The sequence below is a fragment of the Pseudoalteromonas peptidolytica genome (genome assembly GCF_012641745.1).
GTDB lineage: Bacteria > Pseudomonadota > Gammaproteobacteria > Enterobacterales > Alteromonadaceae > Pseudoalteromonas > Pseudoalteromonas peptidolytica.
In genome coordinates this window covers 73296-94902 of record NZ_WEHZ01000001.1, presented here as the reverse complement: position 1 = coordinate 94902, position 21607 = coordinate 73296, and the positions used below count along the sequence as shown (strand labels likewise).

Below are 21607 nucleotides of genomic sequence, written 5' to 3'. Positions count from 1 at the left end.
TCATGCTTATTGATTTTGTACTCACACTTAGACGTTACGGTATTAAAGCAAGTTTGCGAGAATTACTGGACTGTCTAGAAGCACTTGATAAAGAGGTGTGCTTTGCCGATTTGGACGGCTTTTACTTTTTGGCAAAAACCATCTTCGTGAAAGATGAAACTTTGTTTGATAAATTCGATCGTGCGTTTGCTGATTACTTTGAGGGAATAGAGTCAATAGACCTCTTCTCAAAACTTCAACAGCAGCAATTACCTGAGGATTGGCTGCGTAAAGAATTTGAGAAATCACTGTCTGAAGAAGAAAAAGCCAAACTCAACGCAATGGGTGGACTCGATAAGCTCATTGAAACGTTGAAAGCACGCTTGGCAGAGCAACAAAAACGTCACGCTGGCGGCAATAGGTGGGTTGGTACAGGGGGCACTTCACCTTTTGGGGCTTACGGCTATAATCCTGAAGGGATCCGCATTGGCCAAGATGGAAATCGCCATCGCAGAGCAGTAAAAGTTTGGGACAAACGGCAATACCGCAACCTCGATTGCAATACTGATATTAGCAGCCGCAATATCAAATTAGCTCTTAAGCAGTTGCGTAAATTTGCACGCAGCGGGGCAAGTGATCAGCTTGATCTGAATGAGACTATTCGTGCCACCGCAAGACAAGGCGGCATGTTAGATGTAAAAATGGCACCAGAGCGACATAACTCAGTTAAAGTCTTGATGCTGTTTGATATTGGTGGCTCCATGGATGACCATATCCAGCTATGTGAGCAACTTTTTAGTGCCGCACACGGTGAGTTTAAGCATCTTGAATTTTTTTACTTCCATAATTGTGTGTACGAACATGTTTGGCACGATAATGACCGTCGTGACAGCGAATTGCTTGACACTTATCAGCTAATTAACCGTTATGGCTCAGACTATCGGCTAATATTTGTTGGTGACGCGACAATGGGCCCCTATGAAATCACCTATCCCGGCGGTAGCGTAGAGCATTGGAATCAAGAGGCTGGAGCCACGTGGCTGAACCGTTTAACCAATCACTTTAGTAAGGTGGCTTGGCTTAATCCTCAGCCGCAAAGTTATTGGTCTTACTACCATTCAATCGAGCTAATAAATCAATTAATGCAAGACCGAATGTATCCGCTAACAATTGAGGGACTAAGTCAGGCGTTTAAAGAGTTAAGCTAAAAGAGTCTTGCTTGCAAGGAAAGCGTCTTGCAAGCAATGATGCGAGGTTACTCATTCGCTTCAATAGGTTCTAATTGTAGTTTTGAAGCAATCAATACGGCTTGGGTACGATTATAGACCCCTAGCTTTCTGAAAATAGCAGTAATGTGTGCCTTTACCGTCGCTTCTGAGATATTTAATTCATAGGCAATTTGTTTATTTAACAGGCCTTCATGAAGGTATTGCAATACTTTATATTGCTGCGGTGTTAATGACGCAACCTGCTGCGCAAGCTCTTTATCTTCCCCCTCTAGCTCTGCGACTTTGTCTTTCATTCCTTCTGGTAACCAACTTTCTCCATCAAGCACTTGTTCGATAGCTTCTGTAATTTGCTCGACCGATGCTGCTTTTGGGATAAACCCCATCGCACCATAACCCATCACCTTTGAGATGATTGAAAGATCTTCGCTTCCCGACACGACAACAACAGGGAGGCTTGGGTGATCCTCTCGGATCCGAATTAGTCCATATAAATCACCATTGCCCGGCATATGTAAGTCGAGCAGCAGTAGGTCTAGTTCTTCTTGTTGTTGTAAGACCGAGAGCGTAGTGTCAAAGTTTTCAGATTCGAATACCTCTAGCCCTTCAAATTGCGCTTTTAGAGCCCCCTTAAGCGCCTCTCGAAATAGAGGATGATCATCCGCGATTAAAAACTGATACATGCTATGCTCCTAAAAAATCGGCTGTTATCGTAAAGATAACAGCCGTTATAGTATGTTTATATTAGGTCGCAATTCAAGTCATTCTGTTAACGATTTAATCTATTCTCGATTAATTCATCAACAACACTTGGATCAGCAAGGGTAGAAGTATCACCTAATTGCTGATATTCATTCGCAGCTATTTTACGTAAAATGCGGCGCATAATTTTACCGGAGCGCGTTTTAGGCAGACCTGGAGACCACTGGATCATATCTGGGGTTGCTATTGGGCTTAACTCTTTCCTAACCCAACTTCTCACTTCCTTGGTTAACTCATCAGACACCATAACGCCTTCGTTTGGTGTGATGTAAACATAAATACCTTGGCCTTTGATGTCATGTGGGTATCCTACCACGGCCGCTTCAGCAACCGCCTCATGGGCAACTAACGCACTTTCGATTTCAGCAGTTCCTAAACGATGACCTGAAACGTTAAGTACATCATCAACACGACCTGTGATCCAATAGTAACCATCCTCATCCCGACGGCAACCATCGCCCGTAAAATATACGCCCGGATAAGCAGAGAAATAGGTTTGTTCAAAACGTTCATGATCGCCATACACGGTACGCGCTTGAGAGGGCCAGCTATCCAAAATTACCAGATTGCCTTCCGTTGCACCTGTAAGCGTATTACCTTCTGCATCAAATAGTGCAGGAGCAATACCAAAGAATGGACGGGTCGCAGAACCCGGCTTAAGTGCCGTTGCACCAGGTAATGGCGTGATCATGATGCCGCCCGTTTCGGTTTGCCACCAAGTATCTACGATTGGACACTCACTATTACCAATTTGTTCGTAATACCAAGACCAAGCCTCTGGATTAATTGGTTCACCAACCGAACCCAAGATACGTAAACTATCGCGCTTTGAACTTGCAGTCGGCTCGTCACCTTTAGCCATCAAAGCACGGATAGCGGTAGGCGCGGTGTAAAGAATAGTAACGCCATGTTTATCAACAATCTCACCCATACGCCCAGACGTTGGATAGGTTGGCACGCCTTCGAATACAACTTGAGTACAACCATTCACAAGTGGACCATAGGCAATATAACTGTGTCCGGTGATCCAACCGACATCAGCACTACACCAGTAGATATCGTCTTCTTGAAGGTCAAATACATACTCATGTGTCATAGAAGCATACACTAGGTATCCACCCGTAGTATGAACAACCCCTTTTGGTTGACCCGTTGAACCCGAGGTATAAAGAATAAATAGCGGATCTTCCGCATTCATCATTTCAGGTTCACATTCTGCAGGTTTATCAGCAACTAATTCATGCCACCATACATCATGCGTATTCCATTCAACATCACCACCGGTCAGTTGATGTACCACAACATGCTCTATGCTGGTTACACCAGCTTGCGCTACCGCCTCATCGACATTTGCTTTTAATGGAACACAGTTCCCACCACGGCGTCCTTCATCGGAGGTGATGACCACTTTAGCACCTGAGTCTTTAATGCGATCTGCAATTGCTGAAGGCGAAAATCCTCCAAAAACCACCGAATGGATGGCACCAATCCTAGCACAAGCTTGCATTGCGTAGATTGCTTGAGGTGTCATAGGCATATAAATAGCGACACGATCGCCCTTTTGTACACCCAAGTGCTTCAAGCCATTTGCCAATTTGGCGACTTCGTCATGAAGTTGCTGGTAGGTAATATTTTCTGTTTGTTCTGGGTTATCGCCTTCCCAAATCAATGCAACCTTATCGGCGCGCTTTTCTAGGTGTCTATCGATACAGTTATAAGAGGCATTTAGTACGCCGTCTTCATACCATTTAATATTGATATGGCCTTTGTCGAATGAGGTATTTTTAACTTTGCTATAGGGTTTGAACCAATCTAAACGTTGACCGTGCTCTTTCCAAAACTCTGCGGGGTCATCAACCGACTTTTGATATAGTTCTTGGTATTGTTCGTCGTTGATTAATGCGGCGTTCTTGATTTTTTCAGGAACTGAATAAATGCTCTGTGACATAGTCATCTCCATTATATTTAGAGGTCTAGGTCTGCTAGACACGCTTTTCATAAGGATCACCCAGCCTTGGGTGTTTAAGTATTAGACCTTAGTTGTAGAACCTATGAAAACGAAAAAGTTTCATCGCAACAAATGCTTTGTTACCAATTTAAGATTTACAGCAAAGCCCAAATTCTCGGGTCGCAGACCATCTACCACCTTAGTCTAATAGACCAATAGATAATTGAGTAAAAACCCACCTTCCACAACAGTTAGTGTTGATTTAAATGAATATCAGCTGATGCTGACTGTCAGGCACAGCAATTGAGGAACAGGATTATGACAACGAATAACATTAATAAAAAACTGCTTGCGGTTGCTATCAGCAGTCTTTGTGCGCTTCCTGCCACAGCAGCTGAGATTGGCGACACGAAAGTAAATTACGGTGGTTATATAAAACTTGATGCAATTTGGAGTGACTTTTCTGATGGCTCGTTAGGTGCACAACATATAGGTCGAGATTTTTATGTCCCAGGCACCACTCCTGTTGGCACAAACTCAAGCAGCGACGCTGTTTTTGATATGCATGCTCGTCAATCTCGCTTCAATTTGGCCACCGATACCAAGCTTGATGATGGCAGTAGTATCAAAACTAAAATTGAATTAGATTTTATTGCTTCTGTCGGCGGTAATGAGCGTGTCAGTAACTCCTACTCCCCTCGTATTCGACAAGCTTTTGTTACCTATAAAGGCTTTTTATTTGGTCAAGCTTGGTCAAACTTCCAAAATGTAAGTGCACTACCAGAAACTTTGGACTTTGTAGGCCCTGCAGAAGGTACCGTGTTTGTACGTCAAGCAATGGCAAAATACACCACAGGCAACTGGTCTTTTTCAATCGAAAACCCTGAAAGCACAGTAACTACAGCCGATAGCGGTCGAGTAGTAACGGATGATGCGAGCATGCCTGATTTTACGGCTCGCTACACACATAATGCAGACTGGGGGCATATCGCGGTAGCTGCCCTTGCTCGGCAGATCACTTATAAAGTGGGTGGAGCTGATGAATCTGAAAGCTCATTTGGGATCAGTGCATCTGGCCGTGTCAATTTTGGCAAAAATAACCTGAAGTTTATGCTCACTCAAGGTCAAGGACTTGGCCGCTACATAGGACTAAATGTTGCTAATGGTGCTGTGTACGATGGCAATTCATTGCATGCAATTGACTCAACATCTGGTTTTGTTGCATATCAACACAATTGGAATGATCAATTCCGCTCTACATTCTTATACTCATTTTTTAATGCTGACAACGAAAGTAATCTACTGGCGGTAACGGGAGATCCTACAAAATCAAGCATAAGTTACAGTGCTAATTTACTTTATTCTCCAGTGAAGAAGCTGACTTTTGGTGCTGAATATAAAATCGGTACTCGTGAGACTGAAAGTGGCTTAGAAGGCGATTTAGACAGACTACAGCTTTCTGTAAAATACGTGTTCTAATTTTACAATAAACTGTATTGATCCAACTGTAAGCGGCTATTATGCCGCTTTTTTGTTGTTATACCAGCTTGCTTTATTAAATGATCTATTTTGAGGCAAGAAAATCTTATCGATAACTCCGCTACCGCGTCCTACTATCGCTAAGGTACTTACATCCCTATAGGCAAGGCAAAAATTTTGCTATTTAGTTGTTCTAAATGAGAAATTTTTAACGCTGTTAGCGTCAGATTTACGCCTTTAAATTGAGCAAGTATTAAGTCAAATTGGTATTAGAGGCTGTGTTCTGTTAATACCCTGTTTGGCATAGTTATTATGCGCTACTAAAAGTGAACTAAACGCAGTGTTCATCTGAACTTTTGCCAAATATAAAAAACCCCACACGCTGGCGGGGTTTTTCAGTATAGTAAAGCACGTTACTACTGCGCTTTTGCATCCTTCATATAATCAAAGAATTTACTGTCTGGCGATAACACCATTACGTCATTCTTATTTTTGAAGGTATTTTTATACGCCTCGAGTGAACGTACAAAGCCAAAGAACTCAGGGTCTTTATTGTATGCTTTAGCATAAATGTTGGCAGCTGTTGCATCACCGAGACCACGGACAGCACGAGCATTACGCTCTGCATCTGCAAGCATTACGGTTACCCTGCGGTCTACATCTGCGCGAATTTTCTCTGCCTGTTCTTGACCTTCAGAGCGGTGCTCTTTTGCTACAGCTTGACGCTCCGCACGCATACGCTGGAAAATTGAATTACTTACTTCATTAGGAAGGTTGATTTGCTTAACACGGACGTCTAGCACTTCAATACCTAGCTCAGTTGCACTTTCGGATGCTTGAACAAGGGCTTCTTCCATCAGCTCGCTTCGCTCGCCCGACACAATCTCTTTAATTGTACGAGAACCAAAGTTTGTTCTAAGTCCGTTGTTCACCTTTTGCTTCAGTAGCGTTTCAGCATATTGTTTGTCACCACGAGCACGAAGATAATAAGCGCTGAAGTCATTTACGCGCCATTTTACGTATGAATCTACAATAAGGTCTTTTTTCTCGCTGGTGACAAAACGGTCAGGTTGTCCATCCAATGTTTGTATACGCGCATCGAGTTTACGAACTTGGCTAAAAAATGGCACCTTAAGGTGAAGCCCTGGCTCATACACCAAAGCATCTCCATTTGCGTCTTTTTGTACCTTACTGAATAGCAAGACAATCGCTCTTTGTCCTTCATTTACAACGAAAATACCAGAGAAAGACATGATCACGGCAGTGATTAATAGAATGAGACTAAAATTCTTCATATTCATTATCTCCCGTTACCGAATCTATCGCGATTAAATCTATCATTGCTGGAGTTCACAGAGCTGTTTTGCTGCTGATTACCTTCTATCGTTCTGCGCAGTTGTTCGATGTCACTTTGACTCGGCAAGCGTACTGGAGAAGAGCCGCTAACATGTGACTGCATGATTTTATCTAGTGGCAGATACAACATGTTATTGCCGCCTTCAACATCAACCAAAACTTTAGAACTTTGACCTAAAATTTGCTCCATAGCATCAATATATAAACGCTTACGTGTTACTTCTTTTGCCGCTTGATATTCTGGTAAAAGCTTTTCGAAACGCTCAACTTCACCTTGAGATTCTAGAATGATCCGTTCTCTGTATGCTTCAGCTTCCTGAGTCATACGAGTCACTTGACCACGAGCACGAGGCTCAATCTCTCTTGCATATGCTTCCGCTTCGCGAATAAAACGCTCTTCATCTTCCTGTGCTGCAATGGCATCGTCAAACGCGTCTTTTACTTCCGCAGGAGGACGAGAATCTTTAAAGTTAACGTCAGTCACAATCAAGCCTAGATTGTAAGGTTCGATAATGCTGTTCAGCTCATCCCATGTACGCTGACGCACTACTTCACGACCAGTAGTAAGTACTTGATCCATGCGCGAGTGACCAACAACGTAACGTAGAGCACTATCTAGCGCTTGTTGCAAACTATGATCCGCATCAGTCACACTAAAACGATATAGTGTTGGATCGACAACACGGTATTGCACTTCAAACTCCACGCTGACTACGTTTTCGTCTTCTGTCAGCATAAAACCTGATGCAGAAAGTGACCGCACGGCTTCGATATCTACAGGAATAACACGTTCAATAAACGTGGCCTTCCACCGCAGACCGGGTTCTGCAATACGATCAAATTTCCCGAACTGCAATACGATCCCACGTTCGGCTTCTTTGACGGTATAAATACCGCTTAATGCCCATACAATAACAGCAATAATTAAAATAAAGACGAAGCCCGCTCCGCCTAGTCCGCCGTTACCACCTTTTCCCGGTTTTCCACCGAAGATACCACCGAACTTATTGCCAAATTTACGGAATACTTCATCTAGATCAGGTGGGCCTTGATCCCGCCCTCCGCGGTTTTTCCACGGATCGTTATCATTGCCATTATTACCCGGTTCGTTCCAGGCCATAGCTATACTCCATTGTTATTTAAATGAATTAGGTTAAATCTAACAAAAATCGAGCGACTCTCATATAAAAATACGCTCGAAATTAACGATTTTTAACTGCCAGTGACTAAATCATTGAGATTTTGCCCAAATTCTTTATTGAGCTTTTCCCATTCAATCTGTGGCATTCTTACTGAAACAAGCCAATTGCCTTGCTCATCATAGCCTTTTTCGTTGACCGCATTAAGCTCAAACAAAGCGCCACGCAAACGCCCAAGTGCAGGAGGCACAGCCAGCTCGGCGGTAAAAACTGTTTTAGCTAACAGCTCTTTAATCGCATCGAACAACAGCGAAACTCCAGCCCCCGTATGCGCACTGAGCCACACTCGGACAGGTTTTCCCTCGTCATCCCTATCTATTCTAGGCGCAACATCGTCCATTAGATCAATTTTGTTGTAGACCAAAAGCTGAGGAATGTCATTTGCTTCAATTTCCTCTAGAACCAATTGTACCTGTTCTATATTTTCTTTTCTTCTTGGATCTGCAACATCAATCACATGGAGCTGTAAATCTGCTTCTCGTGTTTCTGTTAGTGTTGCCTTGAACGCCGCGACTAGGTCATGCGGTAAGTGGCGAATAAACCCCACGGTATCCGCTAAAATAACAGCACCAACATCGTCAATTTCAATCTTTCGTAGTGTCGGGTCTAGTGTTGCAAACAGCTGATCTGCAGCATACACCTCTGCATCCGTAATGTGGTTAAATAAGCTCGATTTGCCAGCGTTGGTGTAACCAACAAGCGAAACGGTTGGAATTTCATTGCGACTTCGCGCTCGACGCCCCTGCTCTCGAACAATAGCCACTTTTTCTAGTCGCTTGCGAATACTTTTTATCCGCTCTCGTAGTAAACGCCTATCAGTTTCAAGCTGTGTTTCACCGGGGCCTCTTAAGCCGATCCCCCCTTTTTGCCTTTCTAAGTGCGTCCACCCGCGTATTAAGCGTGTTGAGATATGCCTAAGCTGAGCAAGCTCAACTTGTAATTTACCTTCATGGGTTCGCGCCCTTTGGGCAAAAATGTCTAAGATCAGTGTAGTCCTATCTAACACCCGACACTTACAAATGCGTTCTAAATTGCGCTCTTGTGAGGGACTGAGTTGGTGGTTAAATATGATGACATCTGCGTTGTGGATATTGACAATCTCGGCAATTTCTTCAGCTTTACCCGTTCCGACGAACAACTTCGCATGAGGTGCTTGACGGCTGCCTTGCACAACCGCCACACTACTAACACCAGCAGAAGAAACTAGCATTTCCAATTCACGTAGATCTTCTCGATCACCCTCATGTGGAAATTCTATATGAACCAAGACTGCCTGTTCGCCGGCTTCGTAACGGTCAAACAAGCATTAAGCTCCTACTAATTAAAATCAATAATTACCTTCTTCATTCTGGTCACTCGCGTCACTTCCAGTTGCATTTTGGAAATTTACCGCACGAGCAGGAACCACAGTGGAGATGGCATGTTTATAAACCATTTGGTTTACCGTGTTTTCAAGTAAGATCACAAACTGGTCAAATGACTGGATCTTACCCTGCAATTTAATACCATTTACTAAAAAAATTGAGACAGGAATGCGCTCACGACGCAAGACATTCAAAAATGGGTCTTGTAAAGATTGGCCTTTTGCCATTTTCTTATCCTTCGTTTTAGGTGTTATTATGTCAGGTCGTTGATTTAATCAGAACACGCTGATTTAACAACTACTATTAGCTTAGCGAAGTTAGAACACGTTGCAAGTTTTCTTGACCATCGGTGTCAAGCCAAGTTACATCTTGCCACCCCCTCAGCCAAGTTAATTGCCGTTTCGCCAGTTGTCTGGTAGCAGCGATGCCTTTGAAAACCATTTCTTCATAATCGCATTCGCCAGCTAAATACTCCCACATTTGCCGATATCCAACACATCGAATTGACGGCAAATCAGGATGTAAATCTTTTCGATTATATAGGGTCAAAACTTCATTTTTAAAGCCTTGTTCCAACATTATTTTAAATCTTTTTTCTATACGTTGGTGCAAGACTTTTCGGTCACTTGGCGCTATCGCAAATTGATGAAATTGATACGGTAATACCGCTTGTTTCGTTTGCTGTAGTTCGGTCATCGTTTTACCACAAATACGATAGACTTCTAGCGCTCGATTTATCCGTTGTGAGTCATTTTCACTAATTTTTAGTGCCGCTTCAGGGTCAATCTCTGTTAATTGCTGATGTAGACCCGGCCACCCAACCTGTTGCGCCTCAAGTTCAAGTGCAGCTCTTACCTCAGCGTTGGCCTCAGGTAATGGCGAAAGCCCCTCTATTAACCCTTTAAAATACATCATAGTGCCACCAACCAAGATGGGCACTTTTCCACGTTGATGCAGATCATCAATCAGTCTGATAGCGTCAGCACGAAACTCTGCCACCGAATAACTTTGCGCAGGGTCAATAATATCAATGAGGTGATGTGGTGCCATTGCTTGCTCTTGCGCGCAAGGCTTAGCCGTACCAATGTCCATGCCACGATACACTAACGCAGAGTCTACACTGATGATTTCGGTGTTAAGCGTTTGGCATAATTCTATCGCTAACGCAGTTTTCCCCGCAGCTGTCGGCCCCATTAGGGTGATGACAGGTAACTTGTTCACATCTAACCTACTAATAAACTACACTAATCTTATATTATAGCTGATTGTGCATCGGAATTAATACCTACTTCTTAGGCAAATTAATCAACACTCAAAAAGCGTACTAACTTATGGCCATCTATTGTAGCAGCATTTTCATGAATGCGAGCCAAACATGCCGTGTTTGAAAGCATTTTATCTTTAACTAAATCAAAGTGCTGACTATCAAAATAAGCGCTAGGCGTGGTTGTCTCAAGCCATTGTAACCAGATAGTGAGCTCAGCTTCCGGTTCCGGCTCCAACATCGCTTTTGAGATTTCCCCCACATCGATGCTGTATAGCGATACAGGAAGTTTTTTAACTAAAATGTGAGTATCGAATAGCTCGATAGAAAAACCTAAAATCGCGAGCCAAGTTTGCCGTTGCTGAAGAGCAGCAAGTGCGGTTTTATCCAGTTTAATTCGCACAGGTAACAACAATGCTTTACCTTGCAGCGTGCCGTCTTGCTCAATTTGCGCTTGCCAGTAAGGCAACAGGCCATGCTTACAGTCCCCAAACCGCAGCTGATTATCTTGTTCGAGTATTACTTTGCCATGAGGCAACGACATCCAACTGGATTTAGCAGCCAAGCTTGGCGCTTTGGTCAATTGCTCAGTAGGTATTGTCGACTCAGCTATCGTATCAAAGTGCTGCATCTGTTGATGTGACAGGCCTTGATAAAGCTGATTAACATTTACCTGTTTCTTTTTACTCGCGGCGCTATCTGTATGACCACGGCTTGCTTTTGGTGTTTGTGTGGCGAGACTCGGGTACTGACTAGTGCTTTCATGTCTATGAGATGGCGCTTTAGGTTGGAGTGTTGAGCGATAGCTTTGATGATAAGTCTCATCTTGTTGCTCTTGAGGTGTAAATAAAGGCGTCTCAGAGCTAGGTCTGGGCAGCGATACGGTATCATTATCGCAAGATAACTCCGTTTGCGCTGTTGCAACTTGCTTAATCGCTTGAACAATAAAATCATGTACTAAACGTGCTTGATGAAAGCGCACTTCGTGTTTAGCTGGGTGGACATTTACATCGACTTGCCGAGGGTCAAGCTCTAGATAGACAACAAACCCAGGAAGTTCTTCATGACCAATTGATTCATCAAATGCTTGGCGGATCGCGTGGAGGATAAGCTTATCTCGCATCATACGACCATTTACGTAAGTATATTGGGTCGAGTTAGTAACGCCTGCTGGTAACACCCAACCAAATAGTCTTAGACCTTCGTGGCCTGATTCGATGAAGCTGGCGTGCTGTGAAAACACCTTGCCACCAACTTGTGCTACCCGTTGCACTCCATGCTCCATCGCGCGCGGTCGGTATTGGCGAACCACTTTTTGATTATGAGTTAAGGTTATTGCAATATCAAAACGGCTCAGTGCGATCCGCTTTACCAATTCATCAATGTGGCTAAACTCCGTTTTCTCGGTTCGTAAAAACTTCCTCCGCGCTGGTGTATTGAAGAATAAGTCCTTTACCTCGATTGTAGTACCGTCTGGGTGCGCCGTTGGCTGGATCTGAACAGCCATATCTCTGCCTTCAGCAAAAGCCTGCCAAGCCGTTTCCTGAGTGCTCGGCTTAGAGCTTAGTGTCAGGCGTGACACTGAGCTAATAGATGCCAAGGCTTCACCTCTAAAACCAAGCGATGCAATACACTCAAGGTCATCTAAACTTTTCAGTTTACTGGTGGCATGACGCGACAGTGCCAGCATAAGTTCATCTTTAACGATCCCTTTGCCATTATCACGGATGCGGATCAGCTTGTGACCACCACGTTCAATGTCTATTTGAATTCTGGTTGCCCCAGCGTCGATACTGTTTTCCACCAGCTCTTTTACCACTGAAGCCGGACGTTCTACCACTTCACCTGCGGCAATTTGGTTAGCCAGCCGAGCTGGAAGCACTTCTATTGTCATGGTTTACGCTTTTGGGATAGTTAATACTTGGCCGATAAACAAGGTATTGTTTTTTAAGTTGTTTGCTTTTTTAAGAGCTCTGACTGTTATGCCATAACGGCTGGCTAACACACTCAGAGATTCACCACTTTTTACCTTATGGGTTACCGGCTTGTTAGACTGCATACGAGCAAACAGCGAGTTGTCAGGTGGGTTTTTCTCATAATACCCCTTAACAGAACTAAAAATAGCGCGGGCTAGGCGTTCTTGATAATGAGGTGAAGTTAATAACTTTTCCTCTCTTGGATTCGAGATAAACCCGGTTTCCACTAAAATCGACGGAATATCAGGGGACTTTAGCACGCCAAAGTTTGCAGCTTGAGGGCGGCTTTTATGCATTTTTGCGACCTTTTTTAGCTCCTTCACAACTTCTTCAGCAACCTGAAATCCGGTTTTCATCGAGTGCTCCATCGACATATCAAGCAGCGCTTTGGCAAGGTATTTCTCATTTGCTGTATCTTTGATTAGATCCGCGGCTCCTCCTAAAAGTTGAGAGTGCTTTTCTTTATCTTCCAACCATTTACCGATTTCAGAGTTAGCTCTTCGTAGCGACAGTACCCATACCGATGCCCCACTTGGTTGTGGACTGGTAAAAGCATCAGCATGAATGGAAACAAAAAAGTCGGCTTTTCTCTCTCTTGCTCTTGCCGTTCGGGTATTTAACTTTAAGTAGTAGTCTCCTGTACGAATGACTTTCGCACTCATGCCCGGTTGGCTGTCAATTAATCTCGCTAAACGTTTTGCAATTTGTAACGTCACGAGCTTTTCATAAATACCTGATGGCCCAATTGAGCCGGGGTCTTCCCCCCCATGGCCTGCATCAATGGCAATCACAATATCTCTATCTTGTACTAGCGTTTTTCGCGGAGCAGCTGTTTTGTTATCGCTATAGGCACTTGTTTGTTTGCCATATAAATCTACCACCAGACGGTTTTTATATGGCCCTGTTGGTGCGAGTGCAAATACCTTTGGAGTGGCACTGCGACTTAATTCAACCACAATTCTCGCTGATTGACTGTTTTTAGGTTTACTATGGCGAATTTTGTTAATCACCCGATGCTCATCGGCAATATTTGGGAAGTTTTTTTTCTGTTTAGTGCCTTCGAGATCAATCACCAAGCGTAAGGGATTTTTTAACACAAAGTAGCTGTAATCCGGCTTTTTACTCATATCGAAGACAATACGAGTACTTTCTGGCGAAGGCCACACACGTACACTCTCAATGGCATTTTGAGCAACGCTGTGCATGCTTATAACCAGCATGCACAAAAAAATAAAAAAATACTTACTGTTGAGATGATTACGCATAGTCTTGTAATTGTTTTAGTAACGCCTCACCGCGACTAGACTTCGCCTGAAGAATAGCCTGACGACCTTCACCTGCGTATTGCATCGTAATGTCGATATCAGGGCTTGGTATGAATCCTTCCCCTTTTTCTGGCCATTCAACAACACAAATAGCATGGTTTGCGAAGTAGTCTCGGATCCCCATATATTCCAGCTCTTCTGGAGAACCTAGTCGATACAAATCAAAATGATATATTGAGACATCTTCTAATTCATAAGGTTCAACCAAGGTATAGGTAGGACTTTTTACCTTACCTGAATGACCAAGGCTTTGCACTATTCCACGGGTAAGTGTGGTTTTTCCTGCGCCCAAATCACCATGTAAAAACAACACGGCACCTTGGCGGACAACTTGGGCAATTTTATTACCCATCGCAACTGTTGCTGGCTCATCAGCCAAATCGAATTTAATATGTCCTGTTGTCACCCTAAAATACCTCGAATATGTTCGAATAAATCCCCGGCTAGCATACCTTTTGCACCATCATCAGCGGCCTGTTCAGCAGCTAAACCATGAATATACACGGCCAGGTTTGTGGCCGCAAATGCTTCCATTCCTTGCGCTAATAAGCCGCCTATAATACCAGATAATACATCCCCCATCCCAGCACTTGCCATTGCGGCGCAACCTGAACGGTTGATATTTATGCTTTGCTGTTGTGCCACTAGGCTACCTGGCCCTTTTAACACAGTAGTTGCTTGGTATTGCTTGCTAATATTCGATACCACTGCAAATCTATCAGCTTCATCTACTTTTGCGTTTACATTGTTCAATAACCGCCTTGCTTCGCCAAGATGAGGCGTTAATACCCAGTTTGACCTTGCAACAGGCTCTTTAGCTAGCAAATTTAGGCCATCAGCATCGAGCACTAATGGTAATTTGGTTTGTATTACTCTTCGAAATAGACTTTGCGCCCACAGATCTTGCCCAAGCCCTGGGCCTAGTACCACCACACTTGCCTTGTTAAGCAGCGGTAATAATGCTTCAGCCGTTGCCACGGCATGCACCATCAATTCATAACGACCATATAGCACCGCGGCGGTATTATCTGGGTGTGTTGCCACCGAAACTAACCCAGCTCCGGCTCTCAATGCGGCTTCTGCGGCTAACCGAACCGCTCCAGCCATGCCATGATTACCACCTATCACTAACACATGGCCATGTGAATTTTTATAACTATCAAGTGCTCTTTGCGGCCTTGTTGCCATCAAAGTTTCATGATTTAAGAAATTCGATGTTGCTGTAACCTGTGAATTAAATGCTTTATCAACACCCAGACCTGCGAGTAATAAATTACCCACAAAACGTTTAGCTGTGCCACTTAACAAACCCTGTTTGAGGGCGATAAAAGTAACCGTTGTAGATGCCATCAGTGCCGATGGCGCAACTTCTCCAGTTGTTGCATTTACACCGCTAGGCACGTCGAGTGCTACTTTCCTGATAGGGAGATTATTAATGCAGTCAAAGCAAGTACGTACATGCTCCGGTAGCTCACCGCGAAATCCAGTTCCAAATACAGCATCGACCACAGTCGTAAATTGGCTCAGGTCTATTTCACTATATGTAGACACCAACTTCCCATGGTATTGACGGTATGCCTGCTGGGCATCTCCAGCTAAGCGTTTAGGTTCAAACAATGTCAGTACAGTTACGGCAATACCAGCCTCCCGACACAGCTGCGCAACTATAAAACCGTCGCCAGCATTATTTCCCTTACCAGTGATAACGAGCACCTTTTCATGGGATGACATTGTGTCATTCACATAAGAAAATGCGGCATGACCTGCACGACGCATCAGCGTGGTTAAGTTAGTACCAGATAATTTAGCGGCTTGACCTTCGTATTGCTGTACTTGCTGGGATGTGTAGGCAACTTGTGGTAAATTATCCGAGTATTCATTAGCCATTATTTCTTCCTGTGACAACCAATAACATTAATTATAGTGAACTTGCCGAACAAATTAAGCAATGGGGCCAAGCACTTGGCTTTGCAGAAGTGGGTATCACAGACATTGATCTGAGCCAGCACGAGGCGCAATTACAACGTTGGTTGGATGCCGGCTACCATGGTGAAATGGCTTATATGGCTGCACATGGAATGAAACGAGCTCGCCCTCAGGAGCTGGTTCCAGGAACACAACGTATTATTTCAGTAAAAATGAATTACCTCCCTCCCGATGCCAGTTTTGCCAAGGCATTGGGAAATAAAACAACGGCTTACATTTCACGCTATGCACTAGGTAGAGACTATCACAAAGTGATGCGTAATAAACTAAAACAGCTTGGTAAAATGATAGAGCAGCAAGTTGGGTCTCTAGGCTTTCGGCCATTTGTCGATTCAGCGCCTGTTCTAGAGCGTCAAATAGCACAAAAAGCGGGGTTGGGCTGGCAAGGGAAAAATAGCTTAGTCATCAATAAACAAGCAGGCTCTTGGTTTTTTCTTGGTGAGCTTTTTGTTGATATTCCACTGCCAATCGACAAACCTCATGAAGATGAAGGATGTGGTCGATGTACAGCTTGTCTGACTCTATGTCCAACCGGTGCCATTGTCGCTCCTTATGTTGTCGATGCTAGACGTTGTATTTCATACCTGACGATAGAGCTACAAGGGGCTATTCCTGAGCAATTTCGTGCAAAAATAGGCAACCGAGTTTATGGCTGCGACGACTGCCAATTGGTTTGCCCTTGGAACCGCTACGGGCAACTAACCCAAGAAGACGACTTTCTTCCTCGGCAGCACCTTAAAGATAAAGATCTATTGACATTGTTTGCTTGGAGTGAAGAAACATTTTTAAAAAATACAGAAGGCAGCCCAATACGTCGAATTGGACACGAGCGATGGCTACGCAATTTAGCCGTAGGCCTTGGTAATGCTCCGTATAACGAGGAAATAATTCGAGCATTAGAAGACAAGCGTCAAAGCACCACCGCGCTGGTGATCGAGCATATAGATTGGGCACTGCAACAACAAAGGGACAAATGTGCTCAATCTACACGTAAAAATGAAAGATTAATCCGTATCATAGAAAAAGGACTGCCACGTGATGCGTAACCTAAGCTCCGCTTCGCAATTTACGTCTTTCTTTTATCGCTCAGCCCGACGCGAGAGTACTTTTAAGTCTTCTTCAATATCATGAAAGGCAGCTCTCACTTCATGAACGCTGGCTTCTCGAGCAACAGAGCTTTGAATTGCTTTATCTACATTTTGATATATAAATTGCTCCTGATCCTCGTCTAGCCCCATTGTAGGGATCCGCTCTTCGAACAGCTCTTGCAGCACTCTAAACACTTTTTCATTTTCTTGACGATTTTTATCAAGTAGTGAAATCATACTTTTGAACTTGCCCTGTACCATTGTGATTGCCGCTTCTAAGTCTTCTCGTTGCTGTGTTAGTTTTCTTTTTGTAAGTATCGCAAGAAGCTGCTGCTCAGTAACACTGGCTATAAAACAGATATGATCTCGTAAGCGACCATGTTTTTCTTGGTCGTCACTGGGCATATTCAAAATCAAGATACTCAGCCAAGGGTAATTTACCAAAATACGATTTGTGAATTCATGTAATCTTCCCTTGGTATGAAGAATTTCAAATAATTCAATCACGATAGGTGAACATATTCCGGTTGTTGCAAAATGATGTTTTTGCCCTTCAAGCCTTACCTCTACATTGCAATTTAGTCCTAGTCCTTTCAAGCATTGGCATAGTGCAGCAGCAAGCCTTGGGATCGAGTCAATTTCCCCTATTTGCTCAATATAATTGACGATTTGACCCATCTCGCTACTATTTGCCATGGCGCTAAACGCGGTAGAAGTAGCGTCTTCAACCTGCTGTGCGAGCACATCTTTTTCTTTGAGCATCTGACTTAAATGTTGTAACTTGGCTTTTAATTCCCCTTGCCCAAATGGTTTAACAATATAATCCTCGGCGCCTACTGAATACCCTTCCATACGCTCTTCAACTGATCCTCTTGCAGAGACAAACATGACGATAATGTGCTGGGTGTTCGGGTTGGCTTTTATTGCTTTACACACCTCATAGCCATTCATCTGCGGCATGCTCACGTCCAGTAAAATAACCTGAGGATCAAACTCCTCAACAACGCCAAGACACGCCTTTCCACTCTCAACCGTTTTAAGCTCAAAGTCTAAATCTTCAAGAATTTCTTCAATGATTTCTAAATTAAACGGCTCGTCATCCACCGCCAAGATTCTTTGTAACGCCATAGGTGCTATCCTTTACTGGTATATGACAGTATTAAGTACACATCACACTCTCCGTATCCAACTGAGTCCAGTTATCACCATTATCTCAATTTATAACTTAATCCAGTGGAAAAGTACGCCATTCACATGTTAAACACTTATGAATAAGCAAGTAACGAAGTCTGCGTTTGTTACTGCACAATTTCTAACTTTAAATAGGACACATACTCAATACCATAAGTATAAAAACATAGTCTTCTTAGTTATAGACCGATACCGTGAAGCTTGCCAGCTAGCATCATTACACTAGATTACTCCTTCAGTATACTCAACCAATGGTAAGCTTATGTGAATACTGGCTCCGCCATCAGGGTTATTCTGTGCATAGACTTGCCCTTTATGCAGCAAGATGAACTCTTTGCAAATAGCAAGCCCTAAACCAGTACCCCCTGCACCGCTATCGGTTTTACTACTTTGAACAAATTTAGCAAAAATCTGTTCTAGTTCATCCTCTGGGATCCCAACTCCTTGATCAATGATTTTGATATGAATATCCTGCCCTTCGCAGCTAAGCACAATACTCACTTCACTTCCTTCGGGGCTAAATTTCAAAGCATTACCTAGCAAGTTTCTTATCACTTGATTTATTTGCTCTGGATCACAGAATGTCATTACTCCTCGATTTGGCTTCTCAAAGCGGATCTTAATGCGCTTCTCAAGCGCAGTCCCTGAAACATCTTCAATACCACTTTGAATAATGTTTACTAAGTTATGAAAACTGGGATTAAAAGGAAAACGACCAGCGTCTAGTTTTGATAAATCTAATAGATTATTAAGCAGCACTAACAAGCGCTCTCCGCTGGTTTCAATACGTGACAAGTATTTTTTTAATTTATCGATGGGTACCTCTGGGCTCATCAACTTATCTAGCCCAAATCGCGCAAAACTTAATATCGAGTGCATCGGCGTACGAAGTTCATGAGACATATTGGCTAAAAATTCTGACTTCGATAAGTTAGCTGCCTCAGCCGCTTCCTTCGCTTTTAGCAATTGTGAGGTTCTCGCCTGTACCTCAAACTCTAACAGCTCTTTGGTCTCTTCTAACATTTCTTGCTGCTCTTTGAGCTTAGACACATTTTTAAAAATGACCGCAAAGGCCATTTCACCGTGATGATCTATCTCGTTAAAAGTACCCATAAGTGGAATGCTGCGCTCTCCGACTTTAGGAAGGCTTAGCTCACAGTCAAAATGTTTTAGCATACCGATATGCTTCATTAAGTCGCGCAATTGTAAAACTGACACTTCATCAAATAGCTCAAAAATAGATAAAGGTTGTAGCTCCTCCTCTGTGAGTTCAAATAATTCACAGCACGAGTCATTCGCTTCAATAATGTGCCCTTGGCGATTAAACAACATAATAGGATCTGGCGTGTGTTTATAAATAACGCGTAACAAGCTGTCTCTTTCGATAAGCGCATCTACGGTGTCCTGCAACCGCTCCACCAGCTCTTGATTATGGCGTCTCAGCAGCTCTGTTTGCCAAAGTTTATGTAAGCTTTGCAACAGATCGCTTTCATCAAACGGTTTGATAAGCACATCCTCAACCCCCTGTCGCACAGCTTCTAACATATCTACCTGATTGACACGAGACGTCATCAGTAAGCAACGGCAATTATGGTGCACTTGGCGTACTTTATTAAATACATCAAGACCTGTGTCTTTTTCTAAATTAAAGTCACAGATCAATAAATCGACAGGGTGCTGCTCTGCAGCATGTAGTGCTTCGGGCAAGGTAGTTGCAGTTATCACTGCAAGCTGAGCGCCTCGAAGACTATTTGCAAGCATCTCCAAACGGGGGGTATGGTGGTCAACCAACAAGACTTTCGGCAAAACCAGAGAATTGGTTGCACCGACCTCAAGCAAGCGTTCCAATAACCCGGTAATATCTTTATTGGCAAAAAACGGATAGATCACAATACCATTTGGTAACGCACGATTTATTTCACTAAATGACTTCAAATGCTCTGCATTATCGGGTTTTGGAGCTAGCAAAACGAGCTTGTCATGATACCTAAGCTGTTGAATTGGAGATAATTTACTTGCGGGAACACCATGTGCAACCACCACAACATCAAACCTATCTAGGTCTAGGTCAGCTTCAAGACTGCGATAATGAACATGCTCAACGTCACCACCGAGTAACTCAAACAACACCTTGACTCGCATTGCTTGAACACTGCTGCTGTCAATAATCAGTACCTGACTCGTCATACCCTGATCCTTCAACCAAAAACCTGAATTTTAGTTTAGTTGAAGAATAGCGAGACGCTAAAAAATAGCGGCGATTTAGCCGCCATCAAAAATCAACAGAGACAAACACCTAAAAGATTATCGTAAAGATTTACCTAATATAGTTAAGCTATATTGAGTTCTGTCCATCTCCGCAATATGGGGTAACTCTCCCCACTTTTGGAAGCCATGTTTTTCGAACAAGCGAATGCTAGGCGCATTATGAGAAAAAATAAACCCTAATAAAGTAGTGATATTAAGCTTTGGTGCCTGCGCTTCAGCAAACATCATTAACTGGCTGCCAAGCCCCTTACCTTGCGCGGACTTTGCCAGATAAATACTTATTTCTGCGGTACCAGCATACGCAGGACGGCCGTAAAAGTTGCTAAAGCTCAGCCAAGCAACCACTGTATTATCTAACTCAACAACGTAAATTGGTCGACATTTAGTATGTGCATCAAACCAGTCTTGTTTTTGTGCTATGCTGACAGGCTCTGTATCAGCTGTTACTTGGCGACTTGGAATTGTCTCGTTGTAAATGTCGACAATAACACTGAGATCTTGTGAGTTAGCAAGTCGTATATTCATTTAGCTGATCATTTAAATAGATGTGTCCGTATGATAAGAGATAATTTCGTTAAAAGGAAAGTGTTGATGCTAAAAAGTATTTCCACGCTGAGCCTAGCGCTTAGCTTATTATTAAGTGGCGCTGCAAATGCACAGTCGCCAAGCTGCGACGATTTCACCAATGTTGAAATGCGCAAACTACGTTCCGATGAATCTATCAACTTTTGCCAGTTTAAAGACAAACCACTGCTTATCGTAAATACAGCGAGTAACTGCGGCTACACTGGCCAATTTGAAGGGCTAGAAAAGCTTCATCAAAAGTACAAAGATCAAGGGTTAGTTGTGCTTGGGTTTCCATCTGATGACTTTTTTCAAGAAGAAGACGATGAGAAAGAAACCGCAAAGGTGTGCTTTATTAATTATGGTGTAACCTTTGATATGTTTGCCACCACCGCGGTTAGAGGTTCAGATGCAAACCCACTATTTGAGCATTTGAATGAAGTTACTAGCTCACCAAACTGGAACTTTTACAAGTATTTGGTTTCAGCTGACCGTAAAACTATCAAGCGTTTTAATAGCCGCACCAAGCCAATGTCTGAAGAACTTACCAGCGAAATTGAAAAACTATTACCAAGATAAGCTGATTTTTCTATCTGCCTAGATTAGAATAAAGTATGAATAACAATTAATCA

At 43.2% G+C, this 21607-nt stretch carries 18 protein-coding genes; 4 read left to right on the top strand and 14 right to left on the bottom strand.

Features of this window, described 5'->3' with window-relative positions:
- Positions 1-2 precede the first annotated feature (2 nt).
- Positions 3-1187 (top strand): vWA domain-containing protein, encoded by a 1185-nt coding sequence (locus F9Y84_RS00410; protein ID WP_147391037.1) that lies wholly within the window; start codon positions 3-5, stop codon positions 1185-1187.
- 47 nt (positions 1188-1234) lie between these two features.
- On the opposite strand, the gene F9Y84_RS00405 is transcribed toward F9Y84_RS00410, so the two are convergent.
- Both F9Y84_RS00405 and acs read right to left on the bottom strand, forming a co-directional pair.
- Entirely contained in the window at positions 1235-1888 is a 654-nt protein-coding gene (locus F9Y84_RS00405) for a response regulator transcription factor (RefSeq protein ID WP_125250582.1), read from the bottom strand.
- A gap of 86 nt (positions 1889-1974) precedes the next feature.
- The gene (gene acs, locus F9Y84_RS00400; protein ID WP_125250583.1) at positions 1975-3915 is read right to left on the bottom strand and encodes an acetate--CoA ligase; all 1941 of its coding nucleotides are present in this window, start codon (positions 3913-3915) and stop codon (positions 1975-1977) included.
- A 318-nt stretch (positions 3916-4233) separates the two neighbouring features.
- Here acs and F9Y84_RS00395 point away from each other — a divergent pair, with 318 nt between their 5' ends.
- A complete protein-coding gene (locus F9Y84_RS00395) occupies positions 4234-5394 on the top strand; it encodes a DcaP family trimeric outer membrane transporter (protein WP_147391038.1) in 1161 nt (386 codons plus the stop codon).
- A gap of 416 nt (positions 5395-5810) precedes the next feature.
- On the opposite strand, the gene hflC is transcribed toward F9Y84_RS00395, so the two are convergent.
- From hflC to F9Y84_RS00350, 9 genes are all read right to left on the bottom strand, one after another.
- Positions 5811-6689 (bottom strand): protease modulator HflC, encoded by an 879-nt coding sequence (gene hflC, locus F9Y84_RS00390; RefSeq protein ID WP_128730879.1) that lies wholly within the window; start codon positions 6687-6689, stop codon positions 5811-5813.
- Between the two features lie 5 nt (positions 6690-6694).
- Positions 6695-7870 carry an FtsH protease activity modulator HflK gene (gene hflK / locus F9Y84_RS00385; protein ID WP_147390732.1) on the bottom strand — a complete coding sequence of 392 codons (1176 nt, stop codon included), beginning with the start codon at positions 7868-7870 and terminating at the stop codon, positions 6695-6697.
- A gap of 92 nt (positions 7871-7962) precedes the next feature.
- Complete coding sequence (hflX, locus tag F9Y84_RS00380) at positions 7963-9252, bottom strand: ribosome rescue GTPase HflX (protein WP_125250587.1); 1290 nt, start codon at positions 9250-9252, stop codon at positions 7963-7965.
- Between the two features lie 24 nt (positions 9253-9276).
- Positions 9277-9540, bottom strand: a complete 264-nt coding sequence (gene hfq, locus F9Y84_RS00375) for an RNA chaperone Hfq (protein WP_125250588.1) — start codon at positions 9538-9540, stop codon at positions 9277-9279.
- 76 nt (positions 9541-9616) lie between these two features.
- Positions 9617-10507, bottom strand: a complete 891-nt coding sequence (gene miaA, locus F9Y84_RS00370) for a tRNA (adenosine(37)-N6)-dimethylallyltransferase MiaA (protein ID WP_211091510.1) — start codon at positions 10505-10507, stop codon at positions 9617-9619.
- Between the two features lie 107 nt (positions 10508-10614).
- The gene (gene mutL / locus F9Y84_RS00365) at positions 10615-12471 is read right to left on the bottom strand and encodes a DNA mismatch repair endonuclease MutL (RefSeq protein WP_147390734.1); all 1857 of its coding nucleotides are present in this window, start codon (positions 12469-12471) and stop codon (positions 10615-10617) included.
- A gap of 3 nt (positions 12472-12474) precedes the next feature.
- On the bottom strand, positions 12475-13758 hold the full coding sequence (locus tag F9Y84_RS00360) for an N-acetylmuramoyl-L-alanine amidase (protein WP_373865590.1): 1284 nt from the start codon (positions 13756-13758) through the stop codon (positions 12475-12477).
- Positions 13759-13810: 52 nt separating this feature from the next.
- The gene (gene tsaE, locus F9Y84_RS00355) at positions 13811-14284 is read right to left on the bottom strand and encodes a tRNA (adenosine(37)-N6)-threonylcarbamoyltransferase complex ATPase subunit type 1 TsaE (RefSeq protein WP_128730874.1); all 474 of its coding nucleotides are present in this window, start codon (positions 14282-14284) and stop codon (positions 13811-13813) included.
- Positions 14281-15765 (bottom strand): NAD(P)H-hydrate dehydratase, encoded by a 1485-nt coding sequence (locus F9Y84_RS00350; protein WP_147390736.1) that lies wholly within the window; start codon positions 15763-15765, stop codon positions 14281-14283. The genes tsaE and F9Y84_RS00350 overlap by 4 nt, the downstream gene beginning before the upstream one ends.
- Before the next feature lie 11 nt (positions 15766-15776).
- Between F9Y84_RS00350 and queG the strand changes: the two genes are divergently transcribed.
- Positions 15777-16910, top strand: coding sequence for a tRNA epoxyqueuosine(34) reductase QueG (queG, locus tag F9Y84_RS00345; protein ID WP_147390737.1), 1134 nt, complete (start codon positions 15777-15779; stop codon positions 16908-16910).
- 33 nt (positions 16911-16943) lie between these two features.
- On the opposite strand, the gene F9Y84_RS00340 is transcribed toward queG, so the two are convergent.
- From F9Y84_RS00340 to F9Y84_RS00330, 3 genes are all read right to left on the bottom strand, one after another.
- Positions 16944-18080 (bottom strand): response regulator, encoded by a 1137-nt coding sequence (locus F9Y84_RS00340; protein WP_147390738.1) that lies wholly within the window; start codon positions 18078-18080, stop codon positions 16944-16946.
- Positions 18081-18365: 285 nt separating this feature from the next.
- Positions 18366-20330, bottom strand: coding sequence for a hybrid sensor histidine kinase/response regulator (locus F9Y84_RS00335; RefSeq protein WP_147390739.1), 1965 nt, complete (start codon positions 20328-20330; stop codon positions 18366-18368).
- A gap of 117 nt (positions 20331-20447) precedes the next feature.
- The gene (locus F9Y84_RS00330) at positions 20448-20936 is read right to left on the bottom strand and encodes a GNAT family N-acetyltransferase (RefSeq protein WP_147390740.1); all 489 of its coding nucleotides are present in this window, start codon (positions 20934-20936) and stop codon (positions 20448-20450) included.
- Positions 20937-21002: 66 nt separating this feature from the next.
- Here F9Y84_RS00330 and F9Y84_RS00325 point away from each other — a divergent pair, with 66 nt between their 5' ends.
- Complete coding sequence (locus F9Y84_RS00325; protein WP_125250598.1) at positions 21003-21554, top strand: glutathione peroxidase; 552 nt, start codon at positions 21003-21005, stop codon at positions 21552-21554.
- Positions 21555-21607 lie beyond the last annotated feature (53 nt).